General features: G+C 71.1%; 15 protein-coding genes. 9 read left to right on the top strand and 6 right to left on the bottom strand.

The window, feature by feature from the left end; translation table 11 throughout:
* The first annotated feature begins 57 nt into the window (after nt 1-57).
* From ABT053_RS43425 to ABT053_RS03360, 3 genes are all read left to right on the top strand, one after another.
* Nucleotides 58-1,374: a thioesterase domain-containing protein gene (locus ABT053_RS43425; RefSeq protein ID WP_502991702.1), complete on the top strand. Its 1,317-nt coding sequence runs from the start codon at nt 58-60 to the stop codon at nt 1,372-1,374.
* Between the two features lie 364 nt (nt 1,375-1,738).
* Nucleotides 1,739-3,022 carry an MFS transporter gene (locus ABT053_RS03365; RefSeq protein WP_350967217.1) on the top strand — a complete coding sequence of 428 codons (1,284 nt, stop codon included), beginning with the start codon at nt 1,739-1,741 and terminating at the stop codon, nt 3,020-3,022.
* Nucleotides 3,023-3,496: 474 nt separating this feature from the next.
* Nucleotides 3,497-4,306 (top strand): maleylpyruvate isomerase family mycothiol-dependent enzyme, encoded by an 810-nt coding sequence (locus ABT053_RS03360; protein WP_350967216.1) that lies wholly within the window; start codon nt 3,497-3,499, stop codon nt 4,304-4,306.
* Between the two features lie 230 nt (nt 4,307-4,536).
* On the opposite strand, the gene ABT053_RS03355 is transcribed toward ABT053_RS03360, so the two are convergent.
* A complete protein-coding gene (locus ABT053_RS03355; RefSeq protein ID WP_350967215.1) occupies nt 4,537-4,914 on the bottom strand; it encodes a VOC family protein in 378 nt (125 codons plus the stop codon).
* Nucleotides 4,911-5,528, bottom strand: coding sequence for a TetR/AcrR family transcriptional regulator (locus ABT053_RS03350; RefSeq protein ID WP_350967214.1), 618 nt, complete (start codon nt 5,526-5,528; stop codon nt 4,911-4,913). The genes ABT053_RS03355 and ABT053_RS03350 overlap by 4 nt, the downstream gene beginning before the upstream one ends.
* Before the next feature lie 85 nt (nt 5,529-5,613).
* Between ABT053_RS03350 and ABT053_RS03345 the strand changes: the two genes are divergently transcribed.
* A complete protein-coding gene (locus ABT053_RS03345; RefSeq protein ID WP_350967213.1) occupies nt 5,614-6,486 on the top strand; it encodes an SDR family oxidoreductase in 873 nt (290 codons plus the stop codon).
* Between the two features lie 85 nt (nt 6,487-6,571).
* Here the strand turns inward: ABT053_RS03345 and ABT053_RS03340 are convergent, their stop codons facing one another.
* Nucleotides 6,572-11,188 (bottom strand): bifunctional nitrate reductase/sulfite reductase flavoprotein subunit alpha, encoded by a 4,617-nt coding sequence (locus ABT053_RS03340; RefSeq protein ID WP_350967212.1) that lies wholly within the window; start codon nt 11,186-11,188, stop codon nt 6,572-6,574.
* 703 nt (nt 11,189-11,891) lie between these two features.
* Here ABT053_RS03340 and ABT053_RS03335 point away from each other — a divergent pair.
* Complete coding sequence (locus ABT053_RS03335; protein WP_350967211.1) at nt 11,892-14,015, top strand: alpha-L-fucosidase; 2,124 nt, start codon at nt 11,892-11,894, stop codon at nt 14,013-14,015.
* Between the two features lie 80 nt (nt 14,016-14,095).
* On the opposite strand, the gene ABT053_RS03330 is transcribed toward ABT053_RS03335, so the two are convergent.
* Together ABT053_RS03330 and ABT053_RS03325 are read right to left on the bottom strand one after the other, a co-directional pair.
* Nucleotides 14,096-14,560, bottom strand: a complete 465-nt coding sequence (locus tag ABT053_RS03330; protein WP_350967210.1) for an ATP-binding protein — start codon at nt 14,558-14,560, stop codon at nt 14,096-14,098.
* Entirely contained in the window at nt 14,557-14,859 is a 303-nt protein-coding gene (locus tag ABT053_RS03325; protein ID WP_350967209.1) for a hypothetical protein, read from the bottom strand. The genes ABT053_RS03330 and ABT053_RS03325 overlap by 4 nt, the downstream gene beginning before the upstream one ends.
* A gap of 128 nt (nt 14,860-14,987) precedes the next feature.
* Here ABT053_RS03325 and ABT053_RS03320 point away from each other — a divergent pair, with 128 nt between their 5' ends.
* Together ABT053_RS03320 and ABT053_RS03315 are read left to right on the top strand one after the other, a co-directional pair.
* On the top strand, nt 14,988-15,845 hold the full coding sequence (locus tag ABT053_RS03320; RefSeq protein ID WP_350967208.1) for a helix-turn-helix domain-containing protein: 858 nt from the start codon (nt 14,988-14,990) through the stop codon (nt 15,843-15,845).
* 23 nt (nt 15,846-15,868) lie between these two features.
* Nucleotides 15,869-16,066: a DUF397 domain-containing protein gene (locus ABT053_RS03315; protein WP_350967207.1), complete on the top strand. Its 198-nt coding sequence runs from the start codon at nt 15,869-15,871 to the stop codon at nt 16,064-16,066.
* 704 nt (nt 16,067-16,770) lie between these two features.
* Here ABT053_RS03315 and ABT053_RS03310 read toward each other — a convergent pair.
* Complete coding sequence (locus ABT053_RS03310) at nt 16,771-17,262, bottom strand: hypothetical protein (RefSeq protein ID WP_350967206.1); 492 nt, start codon at nt 17,260-17,262, stop codon at nt 16,771-16,773.
* A 412-nt stretch (nt 17,263-17,674) separates the two neighbouring features.
* Here ABT053_RS03310 and ABT053_RS03305 point away from each other — a divergent pair, with 412 nt between their 5' ends.
* Complete coding sequence (locus ABT053_RS03305; protein WP_350967205.1) at nt 17,675-18,493, top strand: NAD-dependent epimerase/dehydratase family protein; 819 nt, start codon at nt 17,675-17,677, stop codon at nt 18,491-18,493.
* Complete coding sequence (locus ABT053_RS03300; protein ID WP_350967204.1) at nt 18,490-19,647, top strand: DegT/DnrJ/EryC1/StrS family aminotransferase; 1,158 nt, start codon at nt 18,490-18,492, stop codon at nt 19,645-19,647. The genes ABT053_RS03305 and ABT053_RS03300 overlap by 4 nt, the downstream gene beginning before the upstream one ends.
* Nucleotides 19,648-19,765 lie beyond the last annotated feature (118 nt).

Here is a 19,765-nt window from a genome sequence, read left to right as displayed (position 1 = left end):
CCCGACGGCGAGCTCGAATACCTCGGCCGCCTCGACACCCAGGTCAAGATCCGCGGCATGCGCGTCGAACCCGGCGAGATCGAGGCCGCGCTGCTCTCCGAGCCCGAGATCCGCGCGGCGGCCGTCGTCGTCGACGGCGACCGCCTGGTCGGCTACGTGGTGACCACCGAGGCGGAACCGGCGGTCGACTGGCGGTCCAGGCTGCGGGCCACGCTGCCCGACCACATGATCCCATCGGCCTGGGTGACGCTGGAGGAGCTCCCCCTCACCTCCAACGGCAAGCTGGACAGGAAGGCGCTGCCCGCGCCGGACCCTGCGGCGGGCGCGGACGGATTCCGGGTGCCGCCGAGGGACCCGGTCGAGGGGCGGGTCGCGGCGATCTGGGAGGAGTTGTTCGACGTCCCCATGGTCGGGGTGTTCGACGACTTCTTCGACCTGGGCGGGCACTCGCTGCTGGCGCTCCGGCTGGCCGTGCGGATCAGGCAGGAGTTCGGCAGGGAACTACCGGTGGCGACCGTGCTCGCCTCGCCGACCGTCGCGGGCCTGGCGGACGTGCTGCGCCGCCCGGAGGACCTGGGCGAGCAGCGGGTCGTGACGCTCAACGCGGACGGCGACCGTACCCCGGTCGTCCTGGTGCACGCCCTGGGCGGGCAGGTCTTCCGCTACCACCCGATGGCCCGCAGGCTCGGCCCCGACCAGCCCGTCTACGCGATCGCGGCCAGCGGCCTCGCGCCCGGCGAGGACCCGCACACCACCATGGCCGACATGGTCGAGGACTACGTCGACCGGCTGCGCGCCGTCCGTCCCCACGGGCCGTACGTGCTGGGCGGGTTCTGCATCGGCGGGAACATCGCGATGGAGATGGCCAGGCGGCTGCGTGACCTCGGCGAGGAGGTGCCGCTGCTGGTGCTGTTCTACTCCGACGCGGACGAGCCCGTGATCACCAGCTCGCTGGAGGACGACGCCTCGCTCATGACCCACGCGCTGGCGGGAGGCCCGCTGGAGACGGACGGCGCGGAGTTCGCCGGGCTCGGCCCCGAGGAGATGCTGGTGGCGGTCATCGCCGCCGCCGGCCGGGAGCGGCGGCTGGCGCCCGACACCGCCGACGTCGAGCAGGCCGGGCGCTTCCTGCGGGTCTTCCGGGCCAACGCCCACGCGGTCGGCCGCTACCGGCACGAACCGTACGACGGTGACGTGGCGCTGTTCGCCCCCGCCGGTGACCGGCCCGATCTGGGCTGGAACGGCGTGGTCAAGGGGAACCTCGCGATCGAGGCGATCCCCGGCGAGCGCGTGGTCATCCTGTTCGAACCCCTGGTCGCCGAGGCGGCCGCCAAGCTGAGGAGTTGGATCGACCATGGCGTCACCGGACACTGAGAGTCCCCAGAGCGCCGGGAGCACGGGACCGCCGCGGAGCACCGGAAGCACCACGACGACCGGAGCGCCCGAGACAATCGGAACACCCGGGACGACCCCGGCATCCGGAACGACCGCGACGACCGCGACGGCCGCCACGACTTCGACGACCGAGGTGTCCGAGGCGTCCGGAACGGCCGGCGATGCCCGGAGCGCCGGGAACGGCGAGCCCGCAGCGGGCCCCGAGGTCCTCGACGTCCCCCGGAACGCCCCGGCCACCGGAGCCCCGGCCACCGGAGCCCCGGAAGTCCCCGAGGCCCCCGGCGGTCCCGGGTCCTCCGAAAGCCCGGGAGGACCTGGAGGACCCGGAGGACCCAAGGACCTCGTGGACCCCGGCCCCCCGGGAGGCGAGAAGGGCTCCGGCGAGGACGACAGTCTCTGGCGCAACCAGGACTTCCTGCGGCTGTGGACCGGCCAGACCCTCTCCCAGTTCGGCTCCCAGATCTCGTACGTGGCGATCCCGCTGATCGCCGTCGTCACCCTGGGCGCGAGCGCGACCGAGATGGGAATCCTGGGCGCGCTGGTCCGGCTGCCGATGCTCGGGTTCCTGCTGTTCGGCGTCTACATCGACCGGATGCGCAAGCGGCCCGTGCTGATCTGGTCGGACCTGGGCCGGGCCGCGGTGCTCGCCCTGGTGCCGCTGCTGTACGTGATGGACAGCCTCACGCTCGGGGTGCTGTACGCGGTCGTGTTCGTCCTGAGCCTGCTGTCGGTGCTGTTCCAGGTCGCGTACCGCTCGTACTTCCCGTCGCTCGTCCCGCTGCGGCACCTGGGCGACGGCAACGGCAAGCTGCAGCTGAGCGAGTCGCTGGCGCAGACCGCCGGGCCCGGCGCGGCGGCGGCGCTGATCAAGGTGGTCGCCGCACCGCTGCTGATCATGATCGACGTGCTCTCCTACCTGTTCTCCGCGATCGCCATCCTCCTCATCCGCAAGCGCGAGGAGGTGCCCACCCCGGACGACGAGACGGCCGGGAGCGTGCACCGGGCGATCTGGGCGGGCTTCCGGTGGGTGATGGACCAGCCGATGATCCGGCCGCTGGCCATCGCGAGCGGGCTGTACTCGTTCTTCGTCATGGGCGCGATGCAGTCGATCTACGTGCTGTTCCTGCTGCGGGGCGGCCCCGACCTGCCGGTGGAGTGGGTCGGGATCGTCATGGCGACCGGCGGCGTCGGCGCCATCCTCGGCGCGACCCTGTCGGTGCGGACCATGCGCCGCATGGGGATCGGCCCGACACTTCTGTGGAGCACGATCATCGGCAACTGCGCGCTGCTGCTGGTGCCGTTCGCGTCGGGACCGGTCTGGGTCGCCGCCGGGATGCTCGGTCTCTCCCAGTTCATCGTCTGGGCGAGCAACCAGGTCTTCTTCGTCAGCAACATGACCCTGGTGCAGTCGATCACCCCGCCGCACCTCCAGGCCAGGGTGATCGGCACGATCTACTCCCTCGGGCTGATCCCGGCCCCGCTCGGCGCCCTGGGCGCGGGCCTGCTCGGCGAGACCCTCGGTCTGCGCCCGGCCATCCTGTTCGCGGTGGTCGCCGGAGCCATCCTGCCGATCCTGCTGCTGGTCTTCTCCCCGATCCCGAAGGTGAAGGAGATCCCCGGCACCTGACCGGCCGCGCGACCGGCACCCGTCCCGAGCCCCACCGGGAACGGGTGCCGGTCCACCCCCGAGACCCCCGGGCCCCACTGGGAACGGGTGCCGGTCCCCCCGGAACCCGCCGGGAACGAATGCCGGTCCGCCCCGGCACCCTCGGGACCCACCGGGAACGAGTGCCGGTCCGCCCACGGCCCCCCCGGGACCCACTGAGGACGGGTGCCGGTCCCCCGAGACCCCCGGGACCCGCCGGGAACGAGTGCCGGTCCGCCCCCGGAACCCGCCGGAACCCCCGAGACCTCCCGGAACCCGCCGGGAACGGGTGCCGGTCCGTCTCCAGGCCCCACCGGGGACGGGCGCCGTCGCGGGAGAGGATGATGGTAGGCCAGGCGGCAGCGGGCACGATCGAGGGGAGGCCCCGGGTGGCCCCCCGGCCCGATCGCGACGGCTCACGTCGCCCCATCCCGTTCCCATCCCGGCAGGAGAACCATGACCACGCTCGCCGACAGGACCATCACGGCTCTGCGTACCAACCATGACGAGCTGACGGCCTTCGTCCGAGGTCTGGACGCCGCCGACCTCACCCGCCCTTCGGGCTGTTCGGAGTGGACCGTCGCCCAGGTGCTCAGCCACCTCGGCAGCGGCGCCGAGATCGGCCTGGCGACGCTGCGCGCGGCCCAGGCGGGCCAGGACGCCCCCGGCCAGGACTTCAACCACCCGGTCTGGGACCGCTGGAACGCGAAGGAGCCCAAGCAGCAGGCCGAGGACTTCCTCACCGCCGACGCGGAGATCGTCTCCGCGTACGAGAGCCTCGACGCCGACGCCCGCGAGCAGTTGCAGATCAAGCTGGGATTCCTCCCCATGCCTGGCAGCGTCGCGCTGGTAGCCGGGATGCGCCTGAACGAGGCCGCCCTGCACGCCTGGGACGTCAGGGTCGCCTTCGACCCCGCGGCCACCGTCGCGCGGGACGCCGCGGGGGTGCTGACGGACCTGTACGCCGGGCCGCTCGATTTCATGATCGGTTTCATCGGCAGGTCCGACGCCCTCGACCCGCGCGTGGCCACGACCCTCCGGGTCGAGACGACCGACCCCGAGCACGTCCTGGGCCTCACCCTCGGGGAGACCGTCGGCTTCAGCGACGCGCCGGACCCGGCCGACGTCACCCTGTCGCTTCCCACCGAGGCCTGGTCGCGCCTGCTCGGCGGCAGGCTGGCCCCCGAGCACACCCCGCCGTCGGTGACCGTCACCGGCGACGGCGTCACCCTGGACGACCTCCGCCGGGTGTTCCCGGGCATCTGACGCCCCCTGCGCGGCACCGTGGACGGCGCCCTCCCGCCGCGCCGCCCACGGGCCCGGCGACACCGGGAATCACCGGTGACACCGGGAATCACCGGGGATCACCGGGCGTCATCCGCTCGCGGTCACCTCTCCGGTGACGTCACCGGTGCGGCCTGGCCCCTGGACGCCGGATCCCACGCCGGGCCGGCCCCGACGCCCTTACCGCCTAGAGGGGAACGGACGGCCGCCGGTCAGCCGCGAAGCAGGCAGAAGGGGTGTCCGGCCGGGTCGGCGTAGATCTGCCAGCCGCGGGCGTCGTCTCCGGCGTCCAGCAGGGTGGCGCCGAGCCGGAGGACCTGCTCCCGGGCCAGGCCGAGGTCGGCCACCTCGATGTCCAGATGGAACTGCTGCGGGCGCGCCGGGTCCGGCCGGCGCGGCGGCCGGTGATCCGCCACGCCCTGGAACGCGAGCACGAGACCCGAGCCGGTGTGAAGGGTCGCCCAGAGATCGCTGAGCCCCCATCGGGGATCGGGCCGGTTGAGCTCGCCACCGAGGAGCGACCGGTAGAACCGGGCGAGGGCCGGCGCGTCGGGACAGTCCAGCACCACGCACTGCAGGTTGCCGATCACACGTCCTCCGACGGCCACGCGGTCAGCGCCAGTTCGGCGGTTTCGGTGAGCTCGGCCGCCGTGGCTCCGTCGCGGGCGCGCTGCGACATGCCCTGGACGACCGTGGCGAAGTACGCGGCCAGCGCGCGGGGGTCCGCCCCGGCGGGCAGCTCGCCCGCCTGCCGCGCCGTCCGCAGCCGGGCCTCGAAGGTGGCCAGGTTCCCGTTGCGCAGGTCACGGAGGAACACCCCCACCTCGGCGTCCTGCGTGGTGACGTTGGTGGCCGCGCTGATCGTCAGGCAGCCCGCCGGGTGGGAGGGGTCGGGATAGATGACCGCCGCCTCGCGCAGGATCCGGGCGAACGCGCCGTAGGCCGTGGGCTCCTCCTCCAGGGCGACGCCCATGAACGCGCCCACGGGCGAGCGCCCGTATTCGCGCACCACTTCCTTGAACAGGGACTTCTTGTCCCCGAAGGCCGCGTACAGGCTGCCGGGCCTGATGCCCATCGCCTCGGTCAGCTCACCGACGGACGTGGCCTCGTAGCCGCGCTCCCAGAACAGCCGGGTCGCGGCCGTCAGCGCCGCGGCGTGGTCGAACGTCCGCGGCCGTCCTCGCTTCGCACCTGTTCCACTCACCCCACGAATTTTAGAGCACTCGTTCAAGAACACGTGATACGGTTTTTTGAGCAATCGTTCAATAAATGAAGGGCGATCATCGGTCATGGGTACACGTGCACTTGAGGGCAAGGTCGCGCTGGTCACCGGCGGCAGCCGGGGCATCGGCCGGGCCATCGCGGAACGGCTCGGCCGCGACGGCGCCACCGTCGCCGTCGCCTACGCCCGCGACGAGACGGCCGCGCACGACACCGTCGAACGCATCCGCGAGGGCGGGGGCCGCGCGTTCGCGCTGCGCGCGGAGCTGGGACGGCACGGTGACGCGGCCTCCCTGTGGGCCGCCTTCGACGCCGAGAGCGCCAAGAGCACCGAGAGCGCCAAGAGCGCCAGAGGCACCGGAAGCACCGGGACCCCTGGGAACTCCGAGAACTCCGGAAACCCCGAAAGTGCCGGGGACTCCGGATCCGCGCCCGATGGCACGGTCGACATCATCGTCAACAACGCCGGTATCGGCAGCGGCTCGGACCTGGCCGGGCTGACCGAGGAGGCGTTCGACGAGGTCTTCGCCGTGAACGTCCGCGCGCCGTTCTTCGTCGTGCGGGAGGGGCTGCGGCGGCTGCGCGACGGAGGGCGGATCATCAACATCTCCAGCGGCGCGGCCCGCCTCGCCATGCCGGGGATCATCGCCTACGGCGCCACCAAGGGCGCCCTGGACACCTTTACCCTCAACCTCGCCAAGGAACTGGGTCCCCGGGGAATCACCGCGAACTCGGTGGCCCCCGGCATCATCGACACGGACGTCAACGCCGACTGGCTGCGCGGCGATCCGCAGGCCGAGGCGCACGCGGCGTCCGTGGCCGCCCTGGGCCGGGTCGGGCAGCCGGAGGACGTGGCCGACATCGTGGCCTTCCTCGCCTCGGACGACGCGCGCTGGGTGACCGGACGGGTGATCGACGCGACGGGCGGTTCCGGGCTGTGAGCCTTCTCCCCTGAACGGGAGCACCGCGCCGCCCCTCCCCCGAAGGGCGGATCCGGTCGGCGTACCGGGCGTGAGAGGCGGGGGTTCAGTACACGTCGCGGACGTAGCGCCTGGTGGTGGCCAGGTGCTTGACGTACACGGTGGCCTCGTCGTCGCCGAGGCCGCCGTGGACGGTGGCGATCTCGCGCAGGGTCCGGTCGACGTCCTTGGCCATCCGGCTGGCGTCGCCGCAGACGTACAGGTGGGCGCCGTCCTGGAGCCAGGACCAGAGCCGGCCGCCGTGCTCGCGCATCCGGTCCTGGACGTAGACCTTGGCGCGCTGGTCGCGGGAGAAGGCCAGGTCCAGCCGGGTCAGCAGCCCGTCGCGGTACGACGCGTCGAGCTCGTCGCGGTAGTAGAAGTCGGTGGAGCGGCGCTGCTCGCCGAAGAAGAGCCAGTTGCGGCCGGAGTGGCCCAGCGCGCGGCGCTCGTCCAGGAAGCCGAGGAAGGGCGCGACGCCCGTACCCGGGCCGATCATTATCATCGGGACGGCCGGGTCCGCCGGTGGGCGGAAGTGCCTGTTGCGCTGGACGAAGACGGGCACGGGAGTGTGTTCGGGGCTGTCCGCCAGGAAGGACGAGCACACTCCCCTGCGCGCCGTGCCGCGCGGGTTGTCGAAGCGGACGACCGAGACCGTCAGGCGCACCCGGTGCGGGTCGGCCAGCGGGCTGGAGGAGATGGAGTACAGGCGCGGCTTCAGGCGTTTGAGGACGTCTGCCCACTCCTGGGCCGTGGCCCGGACGGGGAGCTCACCGGCCACGTCGACGGCCTGGCGGCCCCAGGTCCACTTGGCCAGCTCTCCCCCGTTGCCCGAGCGCAGGAACCGGGTGAGGTCGCGGTCGCGGGTACGTTCGGCGACGAACCTGAGCAGGCCGGGGGTGATCCTGGTGATCTCCAGGTGGTGTCGCAGGGCCTCGCCGAACGGAACGGGGCCGAGGCCGAGGCCGGGGATCTCGACGCCGTCGGCGGGGTCGAGACCGGTCACGGCCAGCCATTCGGCGACCAGCCCGGCGCCGTTGACCGGCAGCACCCCGAGCGCGTCACCGGCCCGGTAGTCCAGCTCGCCGCCCGTGTCGAAGGTGAACTGCCGCACCTCCTTGGCCGACCCGGGCAGGCTGAGCAGCCGGTTGCCGGCCAGGGGGGCACTGTACGGCGCGGCCCTGCCGGACCCCGCCGCCGGCCCGGGGTCCGAGGGCTTCGCCCCGAGATCCACGGGTGCGGGTGTCACCTCAGGACCGGGCGATGTCGAGCCGGGGCCCGAGGTGTCCGGGCCGGGACGCGAGAGTGCCGTTCCGGGGTCCGGGGAGGCCGGAACGGAACCTGAGAACGTGGGCTCCGGTCCCGCACGCGCCGGCTCAGGTCCCGAACGTGTCGGGTCCGGCGGGGAGGGCGCGGGGTCCGAACGCATTGAGTCCGGCGGGGATGACGCCGAGTTCGGCGGGGATGACGCCGAGTTCGGCGGGGATGACGCCAGGTCCAGTGGGGAGGGCCCCGGGTCCGGTGGGGAGGGCTCGGCGAGGGTGTTGAGCAGTTGTTCGAGCCAGCCCAGGGCCCGCGAGTGGTCGTCGGGCTCGCAGTCCACGCGGGGTGCCAGGCGCAGGGCGCCCAGTTCCTCGAGGCGCTGGTCGAGCCGTCGCCCGTGGCCGCAGAAGTCGTCGTAGCTGGAGTCGCCGAAGGCGAGCACGGCGTAGCGCACGCCGTCAAGCCGAGGCGCGCCGGACCCAATGAGGGCCTCCCAGAATCCGACGCCGTTGTCGGGGGCCTCGCCGTCGCCGAAGGTGCTGGAGATGACGAGCAGGTCCGCGCCACGGGGAATGCTGTCCGGGGCGCAGTCGGCCATGCTGACCAGCCGGGGAGCCCGCCCCGCGCCGGTCAGCCGGTCGACGCTGGTGACGGCGAACTCCTCGGCGTTCCCGGTCTGGGAGGCCCACAGGACGACGATGTCGCGCACCGGCGGCACCGGATCGCCGGTCGCCCGGCGGGGTGGCGGCGCGAGGGTGCGGGAGAACATACCGGCCAGCACCCCGTTGATCCACAGGGCGTGGGCGGGGGCGACGGGCGCGTGCTCCGGCAGGACCGGCACGACCGTACCGGCGGACAGCGTGCCGCCGAGAGCGGGCGCCGTACCGTCCGGGGCGGACGCCGGGCCGCCGAGAGCGGGCTCCGCGCCGTCGAGAAAGGACGCCGAGCTGCCGAGGGCGGACAGGAAACCGGCCATGTAGCGGCGCTCGTGGTCGGCGAGCACCGGCGGCGTCAGGTCGGCCACCCCGAGCAGCCCGGCCAGCGCGGCGATCCGGGCGGGCCGCGCGTCCTCCGGTGCCGTTCCCGCGTACTCGGCTCCCGCACGCTCGGCTCCCGCGTACTCGGCTCCCGCATGCTCGGCCCTCGCACGCTCGGCTCCCGCGTACTCCGGAATCACGTCCTCCGGAACCACGCTCCCCGGAACCGTGGGGAACGCGACCGTCCCGGCGCGCTCCGAAACGACCGGTGTCACCGGCGACGTCTCGGAGACGACCCTGGTGAGGGAGACCGCGCACGCCTTGAACTCGGGCTGGAAGGAGATGGGGTCGACGGCGTCGCTGGTGACCGCGTTGACGCTGAGGTACTCGCCGAACAGGTCGTTCCAGTGGAACGGCGCGAAGCAGCCGCCCGGCATGACCCGGTCGCTCAGCCGGGCGGGCAGCACGGCCCTGCCGCGCCGGGAGGCGATCTCCACCAGGTCGCCCTCGCCGATCCCGTGCTCGGCCGCGTCCCCCGGGTGGATCTCGACGAAGGGCCCGGGGTTGAGCTTGTTGAGCTTGGCGACCCTTCCCGTCTTGGTCAGGGTGTGCCACTGGTGCTGCAGCCTGCCGGTGTTGAGGACGAAGGGGTAGGCGTCGTCGGGCAGCTCGGCGGGGGGCAGGTGCGGGCGGGGGAAGAAGACGGCCCGGCCGTTCGCGGTGGCGAAGGCGAGGCGCGGGCGGCTGCCGTCGGGCCGGGTGAGCGGTGTCCGGCTGGTGCCGTCGTTGAGGTAGCGGACGGGGTTGCGCTCACCGCCGCCCGGCGCGCTCGGCCACTGCACGGGTGTCTCGCGCAGCCGCTCGTAGGTGACGCCCCGCAGGTCGTAGCCGGTCCCGGGGTTCCACGCCCGCTTGATCTCCTCGAACACCTCCTCCGCGCTCTCGTACGAGAAGGCGTCCTCGAAGCCCATCTCGCACGCGACGCGGGCGATGATCAGCCAGTCGGGCAGCGCCTGTCCCGGCGGCTCCACGGCCCGCCTGAGCAGGGTGAGGTTCCGCTCGGAGTTGACCATCACGCCCTCGGTCTCGGCCCACATGGCCGCGGGCAGGACCACGTCGGCGTAGGCGTTCGTCTCGGTGGCGGCGAAGACGTCCTGGGTGACGACGAACTCGGCGGCCTCCAGGCCGGCGATGACGGTCCTGCGGTTGGCGACGCTGGCGACCGGGTTGGTGCAGATGATCCAGCACGCCTTGATCTCGCCCTCGGCCATGCGCGAGAACATCTCGACGGTCCCCCGGCCGACCTCGGTGCGCAGGGTGCCGGGCGGCAGGTTCCATAGCTCCTCGGTGAAGCGGCGGTCCTCCTCCACCAGCACCGAACGCTGGCCCGGCAGGCCCGGTCCCATGTAGCCCATCTCGCGCCCGCCCATGGCGTTGGGCTGGCCGGTCAGGGAGAACGGGCCGCTGCCGGGGCGGCAGATCGCGCCGGTGGCCAGGTGCAGGTTGCACAGCGCGTTGGTGTTCCAGGTGCCGTGCGTGCTCTGGTTGAGCCCCATCGTCCAGCAGCTCATCCACTCCCCCGCCGCGCCGATCCACTCGGCCGCCCGGCGCAGGTCGTCCTCGGGGACGCCGGTGAGCGCGGCGACCGTCTCGGGAGGGTAGTCCCGCAGGAAGTCCGGCATCGCCTCCCAGCCGTCGGTGTACCGCTCGACGAACTCGTGGTCGACGTGGCCGCCCTCGACCAGCAGGTGCAGCAGCCCGTTGAGCAGGGCGAGGTCGGTGCCCGGCCTGACCTGCAGGAACAGGTCGGCCTTGTCGGCGGTGGCGGTACGGCGGGGATCGACCACAATAAGCTTGGCCCCGGCCTTGACCCGCTCCATCATCCGCAGGAAGAGGATCGGGTGGCAGTCGGCCATGTTCGCGCCGATCACGAAGAACAGGTCGGCGCGGTCGAAGTCCTGGTACGAGCCGGGCGGGCCGTCCGACCCCAGCGACAGCTTGTAGCCGCTGCCCGCGCTGGCCATGCACAGCCGGGAGTTCGACTCGATCTGGTTGGTGCCGACGAAGCCCTTGGCGAGCTTGTTGGCCAGATACTGCGCCTCCAGCGTCATCTGGCCGGACACGTAGAACGACAGCGCGTCCGGCCCGTGCTCGTCCAGGATCCGCCGCAGCCGCCGGGCGGTCTCACCGATCGCCGCGTCCACACTCACCGGGGCGGGCTCGGCACCCCGGTCCGGCCTGACCAGCCCGCTTTCGAGACGGCCGGGGGCGGCGAGCATGTCCGCGGTGGTGGCCCCCTTGGTGCACAACCGGCCGGCGTTGGCCGGGTGACTCCTGTCGCCGGAGGCCTTGACGACCCGGCGCCGCCCGTCCACCTCCAGCACGATCCCGCAGCCGACACCGCAGTACGAGCAGACCGTCTTCACTTTCTCTGACGCCGCCATAGGTCCCTTCTCCCTGAGCAGGGGCCCCTGGCGCCCCCCACCGGACAGCGGGGACGCCAAAGCCGCATCGGGCGGATCCAACGACGGAAACATAAGAAACAGGCGTTACACAGACGTCACAGCCGCCCGCGCCCGGCTGTTACATCCCCATCACCGCCGATCCCCACCGGCCACGTCCGGGGGATCCCGGTTCGGCGGCGGGCCGCGTTCCTCCGGCAGGGCCGCGTTCCTCCGGCAGGGGCGCGTCCTCTCCCCGACGGCGGTGGCGAGCACGTCGACTACCCGGGACCGGGCCTCGCCCGGCGGGCCCGGTCCCGGCGGAGATCCCGTCGCCGCGGGCGCGTTCCCCGAACGGGTGACCGCTCTCGTACGGGCTCCGGCGGAAAGCCCCGAGAAGGAACGATCCATAAGACATCCGATGTGTACCCGCAGTACAACGGGCCAGCGAAGGCATCGTCACGGTCGATGCCGAATCAACCCCCAAGCCAACGGGTTGATCACCTGAACACATCCTAAGCAACCCCGGCTCAACCCTTGACAGATCGGATGTTTCGCGAGATCAATCAATTATTAATTTTAGGAAATCTCGTCGAAACATCCCGGGCGGCTTGGAGGTGCCCAGGTATTTCATCCGGTTCGCCGCGGCCCGTAACGGCGTGCGCGCGGTGGCGAGCCGGCCGCATCCACCAAAGGAAAGGACTCCATGCGATCAACACTCGTACGAGCAGCACTGTCCCTGCTGGTCGCACTGGCGGCGACGGCCGTCGCGCCGCCGGCACCGGCGGTCGCCGCGCCGGGTGACAACTACGTCGTCGACGACGCGCTGACCTCGTCGCGCACCCGCTGGTTCGACGAGGCGCGCTTCGGGATGTTCATCCACTTCGGCACGTACGCCATGTACAAGGGCCAGTACAACGCGTGCCGCGAGGTCGAGTGGATCAAACGGCAGTGCAACATCCCCTGGAGCGAGTACGAGGCGAAGGCCGCCACCTTCAACCCCACCTCGTTCGACGCGAACGCCATCGTGCAGCTGGCCAAGCAGGCCGGTCAGAAGTACATCGTCATCACCGCGAAGCACCACGACGGATTCGCGATGTGGCCCACCGCCGTCAACCGGTGGAACATCCGCGACCACTCCGGCTTCTCCCGCGACCTCCTGCGCGAACTCAAGACCGCCGCGACCGCCAACGGCATCAAGCTCGGCTTCTACTACTCGATCTGGGACTGGCACGACCCGGACTTCGTCGGCAACTTCCCGGCCTACGTCACCAAGATGAAGGCGCAGCTCCGGGAGCTGGTGACCGGCTACGACCCCGCCGTGCTGTGGTTCGACGGCGAATGGGCCGAGACCAACCCCACCAACCCGTGGTCGGCCCAGGACGGCGAGGACCTGGAGCGGTTCGTCCGCGGCATCTCGCCGCAGGTCGTCATCAACAACCGGGTGGGCAAGCGCCGCGCCGTCGACGGCGACTTCGGCACCCCCGAGCAGGCGCTCGCGGGTTCCCCGCCGTCGATCCAGCTGCAGGAGTCCTGCATCACGATCAACAACACGTGGGGGTACGCGGCCTGGGACACCAACTTCAAGTCACCGACCACGATGGTGCGCGACCTGGCGACCCTGACGAGCAACGGCGCCAACCTGCTGCTCAACATCGGCCCCACCGACACCGGGGCGGTCACCGCCGGGCAGGCCGACGGCCTGCGCGGCATCGGGACGTGGATGGCCACCAACGGGGCGGCCATCACCGGCGCGGGCCACACGGGCCTGGTCAACCAGCCGGCCTGGGGCCGCGTCACCCGTAAGGGCAACAAGCTCTACCTGATCGTCAACAGCTGGGCCGGCACCCTGCACCTCAGCCGGCGTGCGCCGTTCACGGTCACGGGCGCGCGGGTGCTCGGCAGCACGTCACCGGTGACCGTGCGGGTCGCCGGGGACGGCTACGACTTCCTGCCCGCCGGCGGCGCCACCAACGCCATCGCCACCGTCATCGAGGCCGACATCACCCCCACGGCGCCGACGGCCGTGGGCACCGGTACCGGGCTCAGGGCGGAGTTCTGGAACAACGCCACGTTCACCGGCACACCGGCGGTCACCCGGACGGATCCGACCGTCAACTACGCGTGGCGTTTCGGCGGCTCCCCGGCTCCGTCGATCGGCGTCGACAACTTCTCCGGCCGCTGGACCGGATCGATCGAGCCGCGCTACTCCGAGCGCTACACCTTCACCACGGCCTCCGACGACACCGTACGGCTGTGGATCGACGGGCAGCTCGTCATCGACAACGCCACCCCGCACACGGCGGCCGTCGACCAGGGCAGCGTGACCCTCGTCGCCGGGCGCCGCCACGACATCCGCCTGGAACACACCGAACGCGGCAGCGAGGCGTTCATGAAGCTCGCCTGGGCCAGCCCCAGCACACCGGCCCAGATCGTGCCGCAGTCGCAGCTGTATCCCACCGTGAGCACGACCCAGCGGTTCAACGACAGCGCGGCCACCTACAGCACCGGCTGGTCGACCAGCAGCGGCCGGGGCTTCGGTGACTACAACGACGACGTGCGGTACACGACCACCAACGGCGCGTCGTTCACCTTCACCTTCAACGGCACCGGAGTCGACTTCCTGACGGAACGCAACTCCGACCAGGGCCTCGTGGACATCTACCTCGACAACGTCCTCCGGGCCACCGTCGACACCACCAACGCCACCCGTCTGACCCAGCAGGTCGTCCACAGCGTCCGCGGGCTGCCGCAGGGGTCACACACCCTGCGCGGCGTCAAACGATCGGGCACCTACATGCTCGTCGACCGCTTCGACGTCATCCCCTAACCCCCAGGGAGCCGGCGGGGTTCTCCCCCGCCGGCTCCCTCGGACCCCGAACTCGACATGGTGAGCGCGTAAGCAAGGACCTAAAAGGTCGCCGATCCGTCGCGAGGGAGCCGGAACCAGACCGTTCCACCCGCCTCGGCGTGATCGGTGCCCCAGACAAGGGCCAGCCGGTCCACCCAGCTCAGCCCGCGCCCGCTGAGACTGTCGTCGTCGGTGTCCCGGATCGCGGGAACGTTGGTCGCCGAGCCCTCGTCGATCACCTCAACGTGGACGAGGTCGCGCCCCAACCCCACCCAAATCACGATGATCCCCTCCGACCCGGCCGAGTCGCTGTGCAGGATCGCGTTGGTGACCACCTCGCTGACGAGAAGTTCGGCCGTCTCCAGCGTCTCGGCGGCCACCTGACCACGCAGAAGCTCCACCACCCATGTGCGGGCGGCCCTCGCCGACCGCGCGACACCGGGAAAGTCCCGTCGACCCGCGACGCGCAGACCGTCCCGGTTACCGATGATCGCGTCATGACCGACCCGCTCGCGCGCGTTCATACGCGCACCGCCGACACGATCATGTCGGCCGCGTTGTCCGCCTCGGCCCAGACCCAGTCGTTCCGCCGCCACAGCACCGACCACCACGGCCGCCAGGTGAAGACCCAGCCCCACGCGCGGTGAACGACCCGGACCCGGAGCCGCACCCCGGACGCGGACATGATCTCCAGCACCGGCGGCCCGGTGACGGGAACGACCACCGACGTGGAGATCCCGAGGACCCGCAGATCCCAGCCCAGCCGTACGAGATGGATGTACTGCTCCTGCTGCGGATCGCGCTTTCGTGCCGGTGTCGCCATTTTCACACCGCCTCTGTAGTTGCCTGACTACACTTCGGAAGCTACCGCAGGTTATGCTGTTTTGGTAGTTACCTTTGGAAGTTTCCAAAGGAAGTTTCTGCAGGCGAACCTCGAAGGAAGGGGTGGCCATGGCCGCCGACACGAGTCCCACCGTGCGCAGACGTCGCCTGGCGTCCGAGTTGCGACGGCTGCGCATCGAGCACGGGCTGTCCATGCAGGAGGTGGCCGAACGCATGGAGCTCACGGCGGCCTCCGTCAGCCGGATCGAGACGGGCCGCAGGGGCATCCGGCCGCGAGACCTCCGCGCCTTCCTCGACATGTACGGGGTTCCGGAAGCCGACCGGGAGCCGCTGCTCGCCCTGTCCAGGGAGGCACGGCAGCGGGGATGGTGGCAGAACTACGGGGACGTGCTCCCCGGCGAGTACGCGACGCTCATCGGCCTCGAAGCCGAGGCGACGTCTCTGAGGACCTACCAGCAGACGCTGGTCCCCGGCCTGTTGCAGACCGCTGACTACGCGCGATCGGTCATCGCGGCCACACGTCCCGGTGACACGCCCGAAGAGGTCGAGCGCAGGGTCTCCGTGCGGATGGAGCGGCAGAAACGGCTCACGGACGACAATCCGCTGGAACTCTCCGTCATTCTCGGCGAGGGTGTGGTGCGTCAACACGTGGGAACGGCCCAGATCACCGCCGACCAGTTCAAGCACCTCGCCGAGGTCGGCCGTCGGCCCAACGTGATGCTCCAGATCCTCCCCTACCGGGCAGGAGCGCATCAGGCGATGACCGGATCGTTCACCCTCGTGGGATTCCCCGCTTCGAGCGACCTGGACGTCATCTATCTGGAGAACATGTCCAGCGGCCTGTACCTGGAGGACGCCACGGACGTCCGCCGGTACGTCTCGGTGTTCGACTACCTCAGGGCGGCGGCCCTCAGTCCCGCCGACACGGCGACTATGCTGACAAACGCGCCGAACAACCTGGCGTGAGTGTCCAGCCGAAGGGGCGCGCGATGTCCAACCCGGTAGACCTGACCAACGCCGCGTGGCGCAAGAGCTCGCTCAGCGGAGGCAACGGCGACTGCGTGGAAGTCGCGGACCTGGGCGACGTCGTGGCCGTCCGCGACTCCAAGAACCCCGGCGGCCCCAAACTCGTCCTCACCCGCGCCACCTGGTCGGCCTTCGTCGCGGGCCTCAAAAACGACGCGTAACTCCCCGGCGGGGGACCGGGTTCCGGACCGGGACCCGGCCCCGCGCCGCCGGACGGTGAGCCCGTCCCCTGACCGAGCCGCCGCCCGCCCCTCCCCCCACGGGCAGGCCGCGGGCGCGGGCGGGATACAGGGTGGCCGGTAGGACGTGGCTGTGGGCGGTGGCGAGGTCGACGGCGGGAGCGAGTCGATGAACGCCGCCGGTGCGGGGCCTGCTCCCCGGCGACCACCCGTTACGTACGGTCACCACGAGACGGCTCGGTTCTCCGCACGCGCCATGGAGCGCACGGCCACGCGGGGACTCAACCTCTCGTTGGCCGGGGGCCGACCGCACCGCGACGTGCTCGGGTCGATCACCGCCGTGGTGCCGGATCCCGGCCATGCGGGCCAGGTCCGGGGAGACGTCGAGCGTGGCTCGACAGGTGATCACGTGGAGCCTTCCGGCCGAGGATCTTGTGGTGAGATTTCTTCCGCCGGGACTCCACGCTCACCTCAGGGACATCGCGACCTGTCCCGGTTCGTGCGCTCCTCCTGTCATCGCGGATTTCTCGCCCGCCGACGCGGGAGACCGGCACAACGACCCCGTGGCCGGGAACGCTTCCCTGAGCCGCGATGAGTGAGGGGACCCGGCCACCCGCTGAGTTCCGGGCCGTGAACGCGGGGAAGCCGGGCCCGACGCGCCTGTGCCCGCGAAACTCCGGCGTTTCTCACCGAATCCTGGTGAGGTCGATCAGGTGGAGCCGGTCTCCGAGCGTGTAGCTGAGGAGCCGACCGGTCGAATCCGTGGAAGGCATGCTGATGGACTGGTCCTTCGCGCGGATGCCCAGGTCACCTGAGGCGCCGGTGCTCAGGTCGTAGAGTCCCACGCCGTCAAGCATGCCGTCGCCGTAACTTGAGGTGAAGAAGCGGTCCTGGGAGGGCGGCGTCGTCATGAACGGATGACCGGGTACGGACTTGTAGGCGGTGCCGTCCCGGTGCCGGAAGAAGCTCTCATCCTCTGCGGTGTTGCCGAGGCAGATGGTCACGCCGCAGAAGCGGATCGTCTCGCCGGGGTGAGTGACGGCCGTTCTGGTCTCGCCGGTCTCGACGTTGAGGATCCGGGCGTACGAGGCGCCGTGCGGCTCGCCGCCCAGCCCGGGCGCGCCGATCCACGGCCAGGTGAGCAGGTGCATCCCGGCGCCTCCCTCGACCGGTTCCACCGCGCCACCCGCGAGCGGGACGGAAAAGACCCCCCGGTGTAGAACGAGAAAACAATCGTGTCGTCGGCCACCGCCAGCTGGTCGATCCCACTGCCGTCGTCAGACGGCGCGAGCTTCCGCTCGGCGACCATCTTGGCCGTTCCGCCCGCCAGCGGCACCGCCCACAACCGCGCGACGGAGTCCTTCGCGCTCCACCAGACCACGTGCCCGCCTCCCACGGCGAAGCCGTCCTCGCCCTTGGGCTCCGGCAGGGTGGTGATCTCGCGTTCCGCGCCCTTGTCCAGGTCGTAGGCGTACACAGCGGCCGCCCGCCCGACGTCCGCCGTCGAGGACTCCATCAGCAGCGAGCGATCGTCGACCTGCTGAAGGCCGCCGACTGCCTGGACCGCTACCGGCTGCCGCTCCAACGCTGGTGGCCCGACCCCTCACACCTGCGGATCGCCATCCCCGGCACTACGCCTCCCCCATCATCGCCGCGAAGATCGCCGCCGCCATCGGTGTCCCCCACTACGTGTTCTTCTCCTCCTGCAGCGTCTACGGCAGCCGTGAAGGCACCGTCGACGAAGACACCGCCCCGAACCCGCTGGGGATCTACGCCCGCACCAAGGTCCTGGCCGAACAGCGGCTGGCCTCCCTGCTGGAGGGCCGCGCCGACCTGACGGTGCTGCGGCTGGCGACCGCGTTTGGACGCTCTCCGCGTCAGCGCCTGGACTCGGTCGTCAACCGCATGACCGCCCAAGCTGTCACGACCGGCCGCATCCCGCTCAACGGCGGCTCGCAGCGGCGCCCCCTGGTGCATGTCGCCGACGTCGCCCAGGTGCTCGCCGCCACGCTCGACACCCCCTCCGGGCAGCGCACCTTCAACGTCGGCTCCGACCGCGAGAACTTCACCATCGCCGAGATCGCCGAAACCATCGAAGCGGCGGTGCCCGGCTCACGCATCGACCGCGGCCCCGAACGCGACGAGGCAGACGCCCGCGACTACCAGACGTCCTTCGCCCGGCTCGCGGCCACGTTCCCCAGCGTGTGCGGTACCTCGCTGCGTGAGGGCGTGAAAGAAGTCGCCGCAGCGGTCGCCACCAAGGAGGTGGGCGACCCCGACCTGCCCGAGTACGACAACTTCAAGGGCCTGGTGGCGTCCCGCGAAGCCGGGCACATCGGCGCCCTGCGGTCCGCCGGATGTGAACACATGTACGGCGAGTACGCAACCGCCGATTGGAGCGCACGATGATCCCGCCCGTTGAGGCGCCGCTGCTGCTGCCGTGGAACCGCCCGTCGATCGGCGAGGAGGAGATCGCCGAAGTCATCGACACCCTCCGTTCGGGGTGGCTGACCCACGGCCCCAAAGCGACCCGGTTCGAGCGGGAGGTGCGGGACGCGCTCGGCGTTGAGGACGCCTTCGCGGTGTCGTCGTGCACCGCGGCCCTCCACCTCGCCTTCCTCTCCGCCGGTATCGGCGACGGCAACGAGGTGATCACCCCGAGTCTCACCTTCTGCGCCGCTCCGAACGCGCTCCTGCAGGTCGGGGCCCGCCCCGTGTTCGTCGACGTGGAACGGGCCACATTCAACATCGACCCGCAGGCAGCCGAAGCCGCCATCACCAACCGCACGAAAGCGATCGTGGTCATGCACTACGGCGGGCATCCCTGCGACCTGCGCGCGTTCCGCAAGCTGGCCGACGACCACGGACTCCTGCTGATCGAGGACGCCGCCCACGCCCTGCACGCCAGCCGCGACGGACAACGCGCCGGCAGTGTCGGTGACCTGGCGGTCTTCAGCTTCTACCCGAACAAGGTGATGACCACCGGGGAGGGCGGCATGCTGGCCGGCCTGAGCCGGTTCGTCGAGCATGCCCGCCTGCTGGGACGGCACGGCGTCGACTCGTCGGTGTGGCAGCGGCACGGCACCCGCAGCACCGCCGACTACGATGTGGTCGTCCCCGGTCTGAAGTACGTGATGTCCGATGTCACCGCAGCCATCGGCGTTCAGCAGTTCCGTAAACTGCCCGCCTTCACCGCTCGCCGCGCCGAGATCGCCGACACCTACACCCGGGCCCTGACCGGCCTGCCGGGCCTGGCGACGCCGACCGTCCTGCCCGGGGTAGAGGCCGGCTGGTTCCTCTACTCGATCTTCATCGACGCGGACAGCGCGCCGCTCACCCGCGACGAAGCCGCCCACCACCTGCTGGCCGACTACGGAATCGCGACCAGCAGGCACTTCACACCCGTCCACACCCTGCAGCTCTACCGCGGCACCGCCACACGCCCGCTGATCGTCACCGAAACCGTCGCGGCGCGGCAGCTGTCCCTGCCCTGCTACCCCGGCATGACGTCCCAGGACGTGGACCGGGTCATCGCCGCCCTTCACACTCTCTGGCGGCGCTGACCCGGAAGGCGCCCGCCCGCGCAGCTCACAGGCGGGCGCCACACCCGATGTCCATGTGGCTGACGTTAAAACACGGCGACGCTAGGGTGAACCGGAGAAGAACCACTGCCTCGCCCAT

Origin of the sequence: Streptosporangium sp. NPDC002524, from assembly GCF_040295985.1 — a bacterium.
In the GTDB taxonomy this organism is placed as follows: Bacteria; Actinomycetota; Actinomycetes; order Streptosporangiales; family Streptosporangiaceae; genus Streptosporangium.
The sequence above is the reverse complement of the archived record's forward strand: the minus strand, read 5'-3'. Positions and strand labels throughout refer to the sequence as shown.

Bases quoted from the DNA above. Each gene is read 5' to 3' on its own strand.
- ABT053_RS03330 (WP_350967210.1), bottom strand. From the start codon at position 14,560: ATGAACGCGCGCGAGCGGGTCGGTCATGACGCGATCATCGGTAACCGG.
- ABT053_RS03325 (WP_350967209.1), bottom strand. From the start codon at position 14,859: ATGGCGACACCGGCACGAAAGCGCGATCCGCAGCAGGAGCAGTACATC.
- ABT053_RS03360 (WP_350967216.1), top strand. From the start codon at position 3,497: ATGACCACGCTCGCCGACAGGACCATCACGGCTCTGCGTACCAACCAT.
- ABT053_RS03340 (WP_350967212.1), bottom strand. From the start codon at position 11,188: ATGGCGGCGTCAGAGAAAGTGAAGACGGTCTGCTCGTACTGCGGTGTC.
- ABT053_RS03345 (WP_350967213.1), top strand. From the start codon at position 5,614: ATGGGTACACGTGCACTTGAGGGCAAGGTCGCGCTGGTCACCGGCGGC.
- ABT053_RS03315 (WP_350967207.1), top strand. From the start codon at position 15,869: ATGTCCAACCCGGTAGACCTGACCAACGCCGCGTGGCGCAAGAGCTCG.
- ABT053_RS03335 (WP_350967211.1), top strand. From the start codon at position 11,892: ATGCGATCAACACTCGTACGAGCAGCACTGTCCCTGCTGGTCGCACTG.
- ABT053_RS43425 (WP_502991702.1), top strand. From the start codon at position 58: ATGCGCGTCGAACCCGGCGAGATCGAGGCCGCGCTGCTCTCCGAGCCC.
- ABT053_RS03320 (WP_350967208.1), top strand. From the start codon at position 14,988: ATGGCCGCCGACACGAGTCCCACCGTGCGCAGACGTCGCCTGGCGTCC.
- ABT053_RS03300 (WP_350967204.1), top strand. From the start codon at position 18,490: ATGATCCCGCCCGTTGAGGCGCCGCTGCTGCTGCCGTGGAACCGCCCG.